This window comes from Pseudofrankia sp. EUN1h, assembly GCF_001854645.1.
Taxonomy (GTDB): domain Bacteria; phylum Actinomycetota; class Actinomycetes; order Frankiales; family Frankiaceae; genus Pseudofrankia; species Pseudofrankia saprophytica.
Genome location: NZ_MBLN01000001.1, coordinates 1 through 13,523, shown reverse-complemented (window position 1 = coordinate 13,523; position 13,523 = coordinate 1). Strand labels below are relative to the sequence as shown.

Annotated in this window: 12 protein-coding genes; 7 read left to right on the top strand and 5 right to left on the bottom strand. The window is 72.3% G+C overall.

The window, feature by feature from the left end; translation table 11 throughout:
- Window positions 1–30 precede the first annotated feature (30 nt).
- A complete protein-coding gene (locus tag BCD49_RS00060) occupies window positions 31–918 on the bottom strand; it encodes a LysR family transcriptional regulator (RefSeq protein ID WP_232793915.1) in 888 nt (295 codons plus the stop codon).
- A gap of 253 nt (window positions 919–1,171) precedes the next feature.
- Here BCD49_RS00060 and BCD49_RS00055 point away from each other — a divergent pair, with 253 nt between their 5' ends.
- Together BCD49_RS00055 and fdxA are read left to right on the top strand one after the other, a co-directional pair.
- Window positions 1,172–2,536 (top strand): amidohydrolase/deacetylase family metallohydrolase, encoded by a 1,365-nt coding sequence (locus tag BCD49_RS00055; protein WP_007508600.1) that lies wholly within the window; start codon window positions 1,172–1,174, stop codon window positions 2,534–2,536.
- An 82-nt stretch (window positions 2,537–2,618) separates the two neighbouring features.
- Entirely contained in the window at window positions 2,619–2,972 is a 354-nt protein-coding gene (gene fdxA, locus BCD49_RS00050; protein WP_071040951.1) for a ferredoxin, read from the top strand.
- A 75-nt stretch (window positions 2,973–3,047) separates the two neighbouring features.
- Here fdxA and BCD49_RS00045 read toward each other — a convergent pair whose 3' ends face one another.
- The gene (locus BCD49_RS00045; protein WP_083401153.1) at window positions 3,048–4,448 is read right to left on the bottom strand and encodes a sensor histidine kinase; all 1,401 of its coding nucleotides are present in this window, start codon (window positions 4,446–4,448) and stop codon (window positions 3,048–3,050) included.
- Between the two features lie 370 nt (window positions 4,449–4,818).
- Here BCD49_RS00045 and BCD49_RS00040 point away from each other — a divergent pair, with 370 nt between their 5' ends.
- Complete coding sequence (locus tag BCD49_RS00040; RefSeq protein ID WP_083401152.1) at window positions 4,819–6,381, top strand: adenylate/guanylate cyclase domain-containing protein; 1,563 nt, start codon at window positions 4,819–4,821, stop codon at window positions 6,379–6,381.
- Window positions 6,382–6,393: 12 nt separating this feature from the next.
- On the opposite strand, the gene BCD49_RS00035 is transcribed toward BCD49_RS00040, so the two are convergent.
- Both BCD49_RS00035 and BCD49_RS00030 read right to left on the bottom strand, forming a co-directional pair.
- Window positions 6,394–7,170, bottom strand: a complete 777-nt coding sequence (locus tag BCD49_RS00035) for an SDR family oxidoreductase (protein ID WP_335341663.1) — start codon at window positions 7,168–7,170, stop codon at window positions 6,394–6,396.
- Window positions 7,171–7,290: 120 nt separating this feature from the next.
- Window positions 7,291–8,676, bottom strand: coding sequence for an ABC transporter substrate-binding protein (locus tag BCD49_RS00030; protein ID WP_007508590.1), 1,386 nt, complete (start codon window positions 8,674–8,676; stop codon window positions 7,291–7,293).
- Between the two features lie 383 nt (window positions 8,677–9,059).
- On the opposite strand from BCD49_RS00030, the gene BCD49_RS00025 reads away from it, so the two are divergent.
- Complete coding sequence (locus BCD49_RS00025; RefSeq protein ID WP_007508589.1) at window positions 9,060–9,479, top strand: hypothetical protein; 420 nt, start codon at window positions 9,060–9,062, stop codon at window positions 9,477–9,479.
- Between the two features lie 165 nt (window positions 9,480–9,644).
- On the opposite strand, the gene BCD49_RS00020 is transcribed toward BCD49_RS00025, so the two are convergent.
- Window positions 9,645–10,574, bottom strand: a complete 930-nt coding sequence (locus tag BCD49_RS00020; protein WP_007508588.1) for an LLM class F420-dependent oxidoreductase — start codon at window positions 10,572–10,574, stop codon at window positions 9,645–9,647.
- 290 nt (window positions 10,575–10,864) lie between these two features.
- Here BCD49_RS00020 and BCD49_RS00015 point away from each other — a divergent pair, with 290 nt between their 5' ends.
- The 3 genes from BCD49_RS00015 to BCD49_RS00005 form a co-directional block, all read left to right on the top strand.
- Window positions 10,865–12,097: a YncE family protein gene (locus BCD49_RS00015; protein WP_007508586.1), complete on the top strand. Its 1,233-nt coding sequence runs from the start codon at window positions 10,865–10,867 to the stop codon at window positions 12,095–12,097.
- A gap of 53 nt (window positions 12,098–12,150) precedes the next feature.
- A complete protein-coding gene (locus BCD49_RS00010) occupies window positions 12,151–12,912 on the top strand; it encodes an SDR family NAD(P)-dependent oxidoreductase (RefSeq protein ID WP_007508584.1) in 762 nt (253 codons plus the stop codon).
- Window positions 12,913–13,147: 235 nt separating this feature from the next.
- The coding region (locus tag BCD49_RS00005; protein WP_158072920.1) for an IS110 family transposase at window positions 13,148–13,523 on the top strand (376 nt) is incomplete at its 3' end.

Here is a 13,523-nt window from a genome sequence, read left to right as displayed (position 1 = left end):
CCGGTGCCCACGATCCGGTACGCCCATCCGCTAGCCCGGAGGGGCGGGAGACGGGCGGGTGAGCCCGGGGACCGGAAGCTTGGCGAGCAGGTCGAGGAACGCGGCCGCCCGCGGCGGGAAGGCCGCTCTGGCGTAGCCGACGACCGCGACGACCGGAGCGTCGGCCAGCTCGACCCGGCGCGGCGCGAGGTCCGCGCTCACGGCCACGTTCGGGACCAGCGCGACCCCGACCCCGGCCGCCGCGAGCCGCGCGGCCGCGTCCACGGTGCGTGACTCGACCGCCGCCCGCGGGGTGAACCCGGCCGCGCCRCAGGCCTCCAGCACCAGGGTCCGCAGGCCGTGCCCCGACGCGTACATCACCCAGTCGGCGGCGGCGAACGCGCTCAGCGGGACGCCGGTCTGGCCGGCACGCGGGTCGCCAGGTGGGACGACGAGCACGTAGCGCTCGTCGCCGAGCCAGCGCACCGGCCCGGCCCAGTCGGGGGGCCGCGCCCCGACCGCGAGGTCGGCGCGCCCCTCGGCCATGAACTCCTCCAGGCCGAGCCGGTCGGGGTGCTCGGTGATCCGCAGCGGAACGTCGGTGAACCGCTCCCGGAAGGCCACGACCGCCGACGGCAGCACCCACGTCGCCAGCGACGTCAGCGTGGCCACGTGCAGGATGCCGCCGTCGAGCCCGGCGGCCGCGCGGGCCCGGGTCACCGCGGTGCCCGCGTCCGCGATCAGGCCGCGGGCGGCGTCCAGGAACGCCCGGCCGGCCGGCGTGAGCCGCACCCCGCGGCTGGAGCGCTCCAGCAGGGCCGTGCCGACCTGACGCTCCAGCGCGCGGATCTGCTGGGACAGCGAGGGCTGCGAGACGAGCAGCCGGGCCGCGGCCGCGGTGAACGACCGTTCCTCGGCGACCGCCACGAAGTACCCCACCTGTCGCAGGTCCAGCCATGGCCGCGTCTGCGCGCCGGCCGGACGCGCGCTTTCGCCGCCTTGCCTGGCCACCGCACCGCCCTTCCCGACGAGTGTTCGTCGGCCCTGCCTGGACTATAGGAAAGGGCTATGGCTCCGCGCGGGTTTGCGTCTTGGACCTCGGTTCGCGAGGACGCGAACATGTGTTCTGGGCACCGTCGCCCGGTCCTCGGCCATGCCGCCGGTCCTCGGCGGGAAGCTCGATCGGAGAGACATGCGCGACCCGAACTCTGGTGACGCCGCGAGCGTCACGGTTCTCGCCGGTGGACGGGTGATCGACCCGGCGAACGGCATCGACATGATCGCGGACGTGGTCTGCGCGCATGGCCGGATCGTGGCCGTCGGCCCCGCCGCCGGCGCCGCGCACACGACGCCACCGGCGGAGGCTCCGGCGGGCGGTGCCTCGGCCGAGGTCATCGACTGCGCGGGGCTCGTCGTCACACCCGGCCTCATCGACCTGCACGTGCACGTCTACCCCGGCCTCGGCGACTTCTGCGTGCATCCGGACCGGGCCGGCGTCGAGGTCGGCGTCCCGGTCGTGGTCGACGGCGGCACCTCGGGGGTGCGCACGCTCGGCATCTCACGCGCGTTCGCGCAGGGTCCGGGGGTCCGTACCCGCGTGCTCGCGTTCATGGACCCGTGCCTGCTCTACCTGGCGACGAAGGACTTCATCGCCCACCGCCTGGAGATCGCCAACGACCCGCGCAACCTCGACCTGGACGCCGCCGCGGCGACCATCGAGGAGCACAGGGACTATGTCGTCGGCTTCAAGGTCCGGGCGACGACCACCGAGGACGCCCGGGTCTCGCCGTTCCTGGAGGGCGCCAAGTCCATCGCCGGCGACCTGCCGATCATGATCCACCTGGGCAAGTACCCGTACACCAAGAGCCTGACGAACCTGGACGCGCTGGCGGCGCTGCGCCCCGGCGACATCGTCACGCACGCGTTCCGCGGCCACTCCGGCGCGCTCGTGAACGACGGGACGGCCGTCCACCCGGTATTCGCCGACGCCGTGGCGCGCGGGGTGCGGCTCGACGTGGGCCACTCCGGCTCGGACTTCCGGTTCGCCGCCGCGCGGGCGCTGCTCGACCTGGGCTACCCGCCGCACACGGTCAGCACCGACCTCAACCTGTTCAACGAGGACGGGCCGGTCTACTCGCTGCCCGAGACGATGTCGAAGATCTGGTCGCTGGGCGCCTCGCTGGCGGACGTCATCGCGATGGCGACGGTGAATCCCGCCGCCTCGATCCGCCGCTCCGCGGAGCTGGGCACCCTGGACGTCGGCCGCCCGGCCGAGGTGAGCGTGCTGCGGGTCGAGGAAGGGCCGGCCGCCTTCTCCGACGGCTTCGAGACGATCGCGGGCGAGCGCCGGCTGGCCCCCGTCGGCTGCGTACGCGGCGGGACCTGGATCGAGGCCACCGGGCCGCTGCACGCCGAGCGAGGGGCCACGGGCAAGGGCGCGGGCGGGCGGGCGGGCGACCAGGGCACGGCGGCGAACGTGCTGCCGCGCCGGCAGGCCGGGGTCGCCGCCGCGAGCGCTGCCGCCGAGTCTCTGACCTACCAGAAGACCTCCCGGTAATGATCCCGGGGACAACGGCCTCCAGGTGCGCGAAAGAAGATCATTTTCGCACACCCTTTGGCGCTCTAGGCGGCGGGTAGCGATGGCCTACGTGATCGGCGAGGCGTGCGTCGACGTCATGGACCGTTCCTGCGTCGACGACTGCCCGATCGACTGCATCTATACCGGTGAGCGCAAGCTCTACATCCACCCCGAGGAATGCATCGACTGCGGCGCGTGCGCGCGCAGCTGCCCGGTGGACGCGATCACCTGGGACCGCGACCTCGATCCGGCCAGTCCCGACAGCACCCACGCCACCGACGCGACGGCGTTCTTCTACCAGCCGCTGCCTGGCYGGCCGGCCCCGCTGCGTGAACCCGGCGGCGCCGCGGACCTCGGRCCGGTGGGTGTCGACACCGCACTGGTCTCGGCCATCCCTCGGCAGGAAGCCCAATAGGCGAGTTCCACGACGTCCCGGATCCCGAGGCACCGAGGCACCGAGGCACCGAGGCACCGAGGCACCGAGGCACGGTTACGGACGGGCGCCGGCGCCTCGGGAGACCGTCGAGGGGGCGGGTGACTGGACGCGGGAACGGCGGGCGCCGGCGGACCGGGACGGCGCGCCGTCGAGCCGTCGATGACAGATCCACAGCGCGTCCGGGGCCGCCGAGTCCCCGGGCGGGGACGCCAGTGGGGTCGCGGACCAGGCCGTTTCCTCCAGGCGGGCCGGCTCGCCGGCCGTCGCCCTGGTCACCGCGGGTCCGCGCGGCCCGGGCGGATCGCAGGCGGGTAGTAGCAGGCTGACGGTGGTGCCGAGGCCGACCGCCGAGGAGATCTGAGCCTCGCCACCGGCCTGGGTGACGACGTCGTGGACCACCGCGAGGCCGAGACCGGTACCGGAGTCCTCTGGCTTGGTCGTGAAGAACGGCTCGAACGCGCGCGCCCGCGTCGCCGGCGTCATCCCGGTGCCCGTGTCGGTCACCCACAGGCTCACGAAACGCCGCCCTGGCAGGTCCGCGCCCACTTCCTGGTCGCCGGCCGGCTCGGCGCCTCCCGCCGGCGCCCAGGAGGCCACGGAGGCGGCAGAGGCCTGGGAGGACGGGGAGGACGGCGCCGCTTCCGGTGGGCCGCCGAGCACGACGTTGCCGGCCGTCACCGTCAGCGTGCCACCCTGCGGCATCGCGTCGCGGGCGTTCATCGCCAGATTGATGATCGCCTGCTCCAGCCTCGCCCGGTCGGCGGACACGAGCCACAGGTCGTCGTCGAGCTCGACCCGGACGTCGATCCGCTCGCCGAGCGGGCGGCGCAGCATGCCGACCGTCTCGCGGACGACCGCGCACAGATCGACGGCGCCGAGCTCGGCCGGCTTGCGGCGGACGACGGCCAGCAGCTGGGCCGTGAGCTCGGCCGCCCGCTCGCCCGCGTGCTGGATCTGCGCCACGTCGTGGCGCAGGGCCTCCCAGTCGACCGGGCCGCCGGCGTCCCGAGCGGTCCGGTCGGCCTCGGCGGCCGCGTCCAGCGCGTCACCGACGAACACGGCATAGTTCCTGATCACCGACAGCAGGTTGTTGACGTCGTGCGCCACGGCCCCGGTGACCCGACCAAGATCCTCCAGCCGAGCCGGGTCACCCGGCTCGGCGGCGTCCCGGCGGAGACCAACGGCAGCGAGCCCGTCGGAGACGATCGCATCTACAGGCTGGCCGATGAGGTCATCGTGGGCGTAACCGAGCAGCGCGGCGGCGCGGGCGTTCACCGCGGCAATCTTGCCATCCGCGCGCACCGCGACGGCTGGGTCGGGAACCGTCTCCAGCCAGYCACGGGCGGCGTAGTCGGTCTCGCTGTTCAGCGCCACCACCCCGATGTGGTCCTGGTGTACGCGGTCCGCCCCGGTTGCTGACCCCTCGGCCAGGTCCAAGCGGTCCGTCACATCCATCAAGGAAACTCGCCACCCCAAACTCTCTGCCGGAGCGTAGCGCGCCTGCTACGCCAGAGCGCGGGCTCGCGGACGATCTTCCCTCAGGACCGCACTCCAGTGCCGATCGAAGTGCCGATCGGCCAGTAACAACAAGAACGGGCAAATTACCCCATTGGTGCCAAGGTTCGCCGGAACACGCGGGGCGGCTACCGGTCGCCGCCCTCGCCCGATTTGCCCGTTCGCGTTGGGACAGTGCGGTTACCGGGCGACGGGACGCCGCGAACCGATGTCCACGAGTCATCCCCAAAAGGAATGTGGTGCTGGCACCACCGTGCCGGTGGTCCMACCGCCCTGTGCATCGGGTCACCAACAGGGCTGAATTAGCACCATGGAGCAGATCGGGGWGCTGCTTGCGGACGACAACTTGATCGTCCGAGCCGGGGTGCGGGCGTTGCTCGCCCGGGTGCCTGGGTTGACCGTGGTCGGCGTCGCCGCCGACCGAGACGAGCTTGTCCAACTTGCCCGCACTCGCCGACCGCGGGTCGTGGTCACGGACATCCGGATGCCGCCGACCTTTTCCGATGAAGGGGTCGATGCCGCCCGCGAGATCCGTCACTACGCGCCTGGAACTGGCGTGGTGCTGCTCTCCCAGTACGACGAGCCGGAGTATGCGATCGGTCTGCTGGCCGGCGCCGACGCAGGTGGCTGTGCCTACCTGCTCAAGGAGCGCCTAGCCGATCCGGAGATCCTGGTGCGGGCCATCCGGGAGGTGGCAGCCGGTTCGTCGATGCTCGACCCGGAGATCGTCGCCGCCGTACTCAGCCCGGTTCGCGACGCGGCCGACCTCAGCGATGACCAGGCACAACTCCTGCGCGACGTCGCCGAGGGCCGGTCGATCCGGGTGATCGCCGAACGCCGCGGCGACACACCGGAAGCGGTGAACAGCGCTATCGATGCGACGCTGCTCCGACTGGCTCAGGGCGCCAGCAACGGTCGGTCCGGCGCGCTGCGGCAGCTCCGGCTGCTGCATGCCGCGATCGTGCGCCGCGAGGAGCAGGGCGAGGCGCTGTCCCGGCTGCTGCCCGGTGGCCTCGCCGAGAAGCTGCGGTCCGACGCCGGCGCCGGCCAGCGCACCGAGCGCCTCGTGGTCACCGTGCTGATGTCGGACATCCGCGGCTACACCTCGATCGCCGAGCGGGCAGACCCGATGGTGCTGGCGGGCCTCCTCGACGCGCACCGTCGCGAGATGAACGCGGCGATCCTCGATGAGGGCGGAACCGTCCTGCAGTACGCGGGCGACGCCGTCATCGCCGTCTTCGGCGCTCCCTACCCCCAGGACGACCACCAGACCAGGGCCGCGCGGGCGGCGGTCGCGATGCATGCGCGGCAGCGCACCCTCAACGTTCGCTGGGAGCTGGAGGGGCTCGCGCCCTTCGGCCTCGGCATCGGCGTGAGCACCGGTGAGGTCGCGGCGGCGCTGCTCGGCTCGGACGCGCGCCGCGAGTACACCCTGGTCGGCGACACCATGAACCTCGCGGCCCGGCTCCAGGCGTTCGCCCACGCCGGCCAGACCGTCCTGTCCGAACCGACCGCCAGTGCGCTGCGCGGTGAATACGGCGCCCGCCTCGTGCCGCTGCCCCCGATGACCGTGAAGGGCAGGGCCGGCTCCGTCGCGGCCTACCTGATGGAGGCCCAGACCCGCATCCCCAGCCAGGCCACGCGTCAGCCGTCGGTACCGGAGCCCATGCCGGCCCAGCCTCAAGCCCGCCGGCCGGCTCCGGCCCTGTCCGCGCCCACGGTGCTCACCCCGGCCGCGGCGCTCGCCCGGCCGGCGGCGCCGGCACTGGCCGGGGCCACCGCGCCTGGCACTCCCGGGGCCCATCCGTTCCCGCCGCCGCGCCCACGCCCCCACGCCGCCGCGCCCATCCGCCCGACCATCTGCCCGGCCTGAGGTTCCGAGGGGTCAGCGACCTCCGGTGACGTCCAGGAAGGTGCCGACGACGTAGGAAGAGGTCTCGGGAAGGCAGAGCCAGAGGATGGCGGCAGCGACCTCGGCGGCGGTGCCGGCCCGGCCGACAGGGGCCGTGGAGCCGACCTTGGCCGCCCGGTCCGGTTGGCCACCGCTGGCGTGGATCTCGGTGTCGATGACGCCGGGGCGGACCGAGTTGACCCGGACCCCCTCGGCCGCGACCTCCTTGGCGAGGCCGATGGTCATCGTGTCGATGGCGCCCTTGGAAGCCGCGTAGTCGACGTACTCGCCGGCGCTGCCGAGCCGGGCGGCGGCCGACGACACGTTCACGATCGCGCCGCCGCTCCCGCCGTGACGGGTGGACATCCGACGGACGGCAGCGCCTGCGCACAGGAAGGCACCCACCACGTTGACCRCCATCATCCGTTCCAGCCGCTCGGGCGCCAGCTCGTCGACGCGGGCCCGGCGGCCGACGATCCCGGCGTTGTTGACCAGGACCGTCACCGGCCCGAGGCGGTCGGCGGCGGCGAACAGCGCGGTCACGTCCTCGGCCGAGGCCACGTCCGCGCGCACCGCGACGGCGCGCGCTCCGGCCTGCTCGCAGGTGGCCAGCACCCCGGCCGCCGCCGCCTCGTCCGCCCGATAGCTCAGGCACACGTCCCACCCGTGCCTGGCCAGCTCGACCGCGGTCACCGCGCCGATTCCCCTGCTGCCCCCGGTCACCACCGCCACCCCACGACGGTCCGGCTCCAGCCCGGTTCCGGCCTCCACGCCCGCCTCCGCTCGCTCACGCGTCGCCATCCCGGCGCGGCTCCAGCTCCAGCTCGGAGCAGCCTCTCACCTCCGGCGCCCGGCTCCGAGTTCGCCGGAGCCCGGCAGCGGCGAGCGGCGTCAGCCGGTTGGCGTCGACGAGGGCGCGGATGCCAGCGGGACCAGGCTGCCGCAGGTGAGCTTCGTAGCGACCTGGTACTGGTGCTGGCTGAGCTGGGCCATCGCGAAGCACGGCGGGGACGTGGCGTGGTTGAGCGGCCACCGGCTTTCCGCGACGGTGTCCTGCACGTAGTAGGAGAAGTCGCCACTGTTGAGCTTCTTCAGGAAGGAGTCGGCGGTCAGGTCGCGGCCCGTCGCCGTCAGCGCCGCGACGAACATGTCGGCCGACCAGTAGCCGGCCATCGCCGGCAGGGTGAGCGGCTGGTCCGGGGCGTACTGCGCGAAGTCCGCCTTCAGCTGCCGGATCGCCGGTGTGTCGGCCTCCGGGACGGCGAACTGGAGCAGCGTGTGCGCGCCGTCGAGGGCGTCGAGGCTGGTCAGCCGCGGGTCGTAGCCGACGGCGTTGATCGTGTCGCCCTTGTACCCGTTGGCCTTGAGCGCCTCGGTCACCTTGGTCGTCGACTCGAAGTCGCCGGGGAAGATGACCAGATCCGGCGGACCGCCCTTGTTCGACGTCATGATGTCGCCCACGATCGCGGTCGCGTCGTTGAGGCCGGACAGCGGGATCGGCGACTTGTCATAGGACACGGGGATACCGGCGAGCCGGACGCCCCGTGCCACGGCGTCGACGCCCGCGCGCGAGGCGTCCGTGTCCAGCCCGATGACGGCGACGGCCTTCGTCTTCGCCTGCTCCACCGGGCCGAGCACCGAGGTCACCATCAGGCCCCAGGTGGTCGCGTCGACCTTCGGCCGGTCGGGCAGCAGGCAGCCGGTGATGCCGAAGCCGTTCGCGGTGTCGCAGAAGCCCCCGCCGATGCCCCAGCCGAAGAACGGCACCCGCTGCGCGCAGAAGACGTCGAGGAAGTTCGAGAACACCGTCGCCACCGGGACGACGGCGAAGACCTGGTCCTGCTCGACCAGCGCGTGCGCCTGCTGGCCGTTGCGCGCCGGGTCCAGCGCGTCGTCCTTGACGCCGACGAAGTCGATCGTGCGCCCGGCGACGCCGCCGGCGGCGTTCGCCCGCTGGAAGCGCACCTTGGCGCCGACGTCGATGCCGGCCATCGAGCTGGTGGCCGGGCTGGTGATGACGGCGAGCCCGCCGACCTTGACCGAGGTGTCGGTGATCCCCCGGGTCGGGTTGGTCGCCGCGCCGGCGCACCGCAGCGAGGAGGCGTCGACGCTGAAGCCGTTCGCGTCCCAGCCCTTGGGCGGGCCAGGGGTGAAGTCCGCGAGGTCGACCGTCCGCCCAGGGTCGCCCGAACCGCCGGACTCGCCCCCGCCGCAGGCGCTGGCCGCCGCCAACGCCGCCACGACCATGACCGCCGCGGCCGTCCGAACAGGTCGCATCGACCCCCCCTTCGCTGTGACCTTCAGGACACTCCCGCCCCCCACGGCCGCCTTCAGGCCACCCGCGCGCGGGCCAACCGCCCGAATGGTGCCAATCGAAGCAAGCTCGAAAAATGTCCGCCGATGGTGACCTTTGTCGCTAATTCGCGATGCCCGTTCGATCCGACACGGAGCGTGACGGAAATGTGGTGGGTTCTAGGCCTTTAGGCCCAGGCGCCCAGAGTCCTTGGACCGCGCTGCGGGCGGATCCCGCGCGCCTGACGCGTCCCGGATGCGGGTATGGACACAGCGAACGAGATGCACTTCACTAGGCCTTCCACTTGCCTATGAGGTGCGTCACAATCGGGCTCAAGTAGGTCGAACGGTCAACCCGAGGAGGGGCCGTGGAGCAAGCGCAGGACCGAGCGGTCGCGACCGCGGTCGCGTCCGGTAGCAGTGTGATCGTCGGTCTGCGCGCGGGTGACCCCGGCGAGCTCGCGGATGTCCTGCTGGCAGCCGAGCTCGCGGTGCGGACCGGCTCGAGGCTGGTGGTCGTGGCGGAACGTGACCGATGGGCCCGGTTCGCCCGCTGGACCTCCGGCATGTACTGCGCCTTCGGGATGGACGGCGTGGCGCAGGCGTCGCACACCGCCGAGCGCGCCGTCCAAGACGACCTCTACGAGCGGGTAACCGGCGTGGTCAGCCTGGTGCCGGTCGAGTGGACGATGGTGTGGGCATCCGGCTCGGCCGCCCGGGCAGCCGTCCGCTACGCCCGCCGGAATCCCACCGTCTTAGTCATGTTCCGCCCGACAGCGGGACGCTAGGGCTGCTGGCGGGCGGCCGCCCGCCAGCAGCGACCGGTAGATCACCACCTCCGCGTCGTCGCGGTCGCGGATTCGGCCAGACCGCGACCGCGACGACGCGGTCGCGGTCGCGGTCGCGGTGATCGTGAAGGGCCGCGAGCCGGGCGGATTCGCGCTGCCCGGGACCTAGACGTGTGGGCGGACCTCGGCGGCGAGCAGGGCGATCTGGTCGAGGTCGTCCATGTCGAGAACCTGGAGGTAGACGCGGTCCGCGCCGATCTTGGCATAGGCGCCGATCTTCTCGACCAGCTCCGCGGGGGTGCCGGCCAGGCCGTTCTCCCGCAGCTCCGGCAGCTGCCGGCCTACCGCCTCGACCCGCCGCGTGAGCTCGGCCTCGTCCCGTCCACAGCAGGTCGTGAGGGCCACCGAGCGCTTCAGGCTGCCCGGGTCGCGCCCGATCTCCTCGCAGGCCCGCCTGGTCTGGTCGAACAGCCGGGCGGCCTCCGCCACGGGCTTGAAGGCCGCGTTGTACTCGTCGGCGTACCGAGCGGCGAGCCGCGGCGTGCGCGCCGGTCCGGACCCGCCGATGATGATCGGCGGCCGCGGCCGCTGGGCCGGCTTCGGCAGCCCCGGGTTGTCGGTGACCGAGTAGTACCGGCCCTCGTACCCGAAGGTCTCGCCGACCGGGGCCGTCCACAGGCCGGTGATGATCTCCAACTGCTCGGTGAGCCGGTCGAACCGCTCACCGAGTGCCGGGAAGGGGATCGCCTGCGCCTGGTGCTCGGCCTCGAACCAGCCGGCGCCGAGGCCGAGCTCGACGCGCCCGCCACTCATCTCGTCCACCTGGGCGACGGAGATCGCGAGCGGCCCCGGGTAGCGGAACGTGGCGCTCGTCAGCAGTGTGCCCAGGCGGATGCGACTGGTCTGGACGGCGAGCCCGGCGAGCGTCACCCAGGAGTCGGTGGGGCCGGGTCCCGGGTCCCCGCCGCCGATCCGCAGGTAGTGGTCGGAGCGGAAGAAGGCGTCGAACCCGCCCTCCTCGGCGGCCCGCGCGACGCCGAGTTGCTGGGCATACGTGCTGCCCTGCTGCGGCTCGACAAAGATCCGAAGGTCCATGCCTTCCTGCCTACCATCGCCGCCGGACGCACGGGTGTACAGCGGCCGTTCTTTTCGCGACGTGACGCCGGTCGCCGGGGCGGTCACGGGGCGTATTCACCTGGCCGCGCGGCGGTCGGGGCCCAGGCGCGCGACGATCGGCGGCCGCGCCGCGCGGCGGACGGCGGCCGGGCACGCGGACGACGTCCGCGGGACACGGCGCGGATGCATGACAGCGAGCCCAGAGACGGCAAAGCTGACCGACTGTGCGTCGCCAGCGGTATGCGGAAGATGTATTCCGATTCAGGTTCGTGAGGCGCGCGTGCCCCGCCMGGCGCGCGCGGGTCGACCTCCGAGCGGCGATCGTCACCGCGGCGTTCGTCGCCGCCGTGACGACCGGCTGCTCGGACGACGGCGTGCCCGGCGCCGGCGCGGACGCCCACACCGCCGACGCCGCCGGCATGGGCACCATGACCATGCCAGCCGGCACGACGACGCCCCCGGCGGGCACCTCGGCGGGCACCTCGGCGGGCGTGCCGCCCGCGGGGGCTGGCGGGCGCGGCATCTACGCCCACACCGGCCCGGGCGACCTGAGCCCGGAGGTCACCGGCCAGCGCTCGCTCGTCTACGTGCCGAACAGCGACGGCGACACGGTGACGGTCATCGACCCGAAGACCTTCAAGGTCATCGACGAGTTCACCACCGGCGCCAAGCCACAGCACGTCGTGCCGGCCTGGGACCTGTCGACGCTGTATGCCACGAACAACATCGGTAACAGCCTCACACCGATCGACCCGGTCACCGGCCGGGTCGAGGGCCCGAACATTCCCGTCGCCGACCCGTACAACATGTACTTCACCCCGGACGGGGCATACGCGATCGTCGTCGCCGAGGCTCAGCAGCGGCTGGACTTCTACGACGCGCACACCTGGAAGCTCCACCGCCAGCTGTCGGTGACCTGTCCCGGCGTCGATCACATCGACTACTCGGCCGACGAAAGCTACCTGATCGCCACGTGCGAGTTCTCCGGGAAACTCGTCAAGGTCGACTGGAAGAACCAGCGGGTGCTCGGCTACCTCACGGTCGGCGGGATGCCGCAGGACATCAAGCTCGACCCCCAGGGCGAGGTCTTCTACGTCGCCGACATGGACCAGAACGGCGTCCATCTGATTGATGGCGAGGACTTCCGCCAGATCGAGTTCATGCCTACCGGAAAAGGTGCCCACGGCCTCTACCCGAGCCGCGACGCCAAGGTGCTGTACGTCTCCAACCGCGGAGAAGGAACGATCTCGCTGATCGACTTCGCCACCAGGAAGATCGTCGACCGCTGGCGGATCCCGGGCGGCAGCCCGGACATGGGCGGTGTCTCGGTCAACGGCGACGTCCTGTGGCTCTCCGGCCGCTACAACCGCGAGGTCTACGCGATCTCCACCAAGAACGGCGAGCTGCTGGCCCGCATCCCGGTCGGCGCCGGCCCGCACGGCCTGTCGGTCTGGCCCCAGCCCGGYCGCTACTCCCTCGGCCACACCGGCATCCTCCGCTGACCGGAACGGGCAGAATCGCGGAAGGCTCAGTCCTAGAAGATCGGTGGGGAAGCATGTCCGTGCTTGACCGCTTTCGGCTCGATGGACGGGTCGCCATCGTCACCGGAGCGTCCGCCGGGCTCGGCGTCGCGTTCGCTAAGGCGCTCGCCGAAGCAGGCGCCGACGTCGCCCTCGGGGCTCGCCGGGAGGACCGGCTCAAGGAGACCAAGGCGCTGGTGGAGGCGGCCGGCCAGCGGGCCGTCGCGGTGCGGACCGACGTCACCGAGCCGGCCGACTGCCAGGCGCTGGTCGCCGCGGCGATGGCCGAGTTCGGCCGGGTGGACATCCTGGTGAACAACGCGGGCATCGGCACCGCCGTGCCGGCCACCCGGGAGACCCCCGAGCAGTTCCGCTCCGTCGTCGACCTCAACCTGAACGGCTGCTACTGGATGGCGCAGGCCTGCGGCCGGGTCATGAAGCCGGGCAGCAGCATCGTCAACATCTCCAGCGTCCTCGGCATCACGACCGCGGGCCTGCCCCAGGCGGCGTACTCAGCCAGCAAGGCGGGCCTGTTCGGCCTGACCAGGGACCTGGCGCAGCAGTGGGGCACCCGCAAGGGCATCCGGGTGAACGCGCTCGCCCCCGGCTTCTTCGCCACCGAGATGACCGGCCAGTACTCCCCCGGTTATCTGGAGGCCCATACGCCCCGCCGGCTGCTGGGCCGCATCGGCGACCCCGAGGAGCTGGCCGCGGCGCTGCTCTTCCTCGCCAGCGACGCCGGCGGCTTCGTCACCGGCCAGGTCCTCACCGTCGACGGCGGCTTCTCCATCACCTAATGGGGCTGCACCGGTTCTATCCGTGATGGATTGGTGTCCGAGCCGCCAGCGGTCGAGCACTCGTTTCGCCAGGCCTGATGATCGAGGTCTAGTCCTAGATCGTGTCGCCGCTGGTTCRCTGGGAGGGTGAGACGACCGGTGGGATGTCGTGCCGTCGAGCACTGATCCATTAGGGTGTGCGCGATCCTTCCCGAAGGCTCTGTTGAATGATCGACAGCTGGGAAGGGAACCGGGGTTGCTGTTCGTCGGGGATGACTGGGCCGAGGCCCATCACGACATCGAGATCCAGGACGAGACCGGCCGGCGGCTCGTGCGCCGTCGGCTGCCGGAGGGCGTGGCCGGGATCRCCGAGCTGCACGGCCTGATCGCCGACCATCTGGGCGATGGGGACGAGCCTGCGGCGGTGGTGGTCGGGATCGAGACCGACCGTGGGCCGTGGGTCGGCGCGCTGGCCGCGGCCGGCTACCAGGTCTATGCGATCAATCCGCTGTCCGCGGCCCGGTACCGGGAACGGCACGTCACCTCGGGGGCGAAAAGCGACGCCGGCGACGCGAAGGTGCTCGCGGACCTGGTCCGCACCGACCGGGCCAACCACCGGCCCATCGCCGGGG

Excerpts from the sequence above, each read along its gene's own strand:
- BCD49_RS00055 (WP_007508600.1), top strand. The coding sequence starts at position 1,172 with ATGCGCGACCCGAACTCTGGTGACGCCGCGAGCGTCACGGTTCTCGCC.
- BCD49_RS00030 (WP_007508590.1), bottom strand. The coding sequence starts at position 8,676 with ATGCGACCTGTTCGGACGGCCGCGGCGGTCATGGTCGTGGCGGCGTTG.
- BCD49_RS00020 (WP_007508588.1), bottom strand. The coding sequence starts at position 10,574 with ATGGACCTTCGGATCTTTGTCGAGCCGCAGCAGGGCAGCACGTATGCC.
- BCD49_RS00010 (WP_007508584.1), top strand. The coding sequence starts at position 12,151 with ATGTCCGTGCTTGACCGCTTTCGGCTCGATGGACGGGTCGCCATCGTC.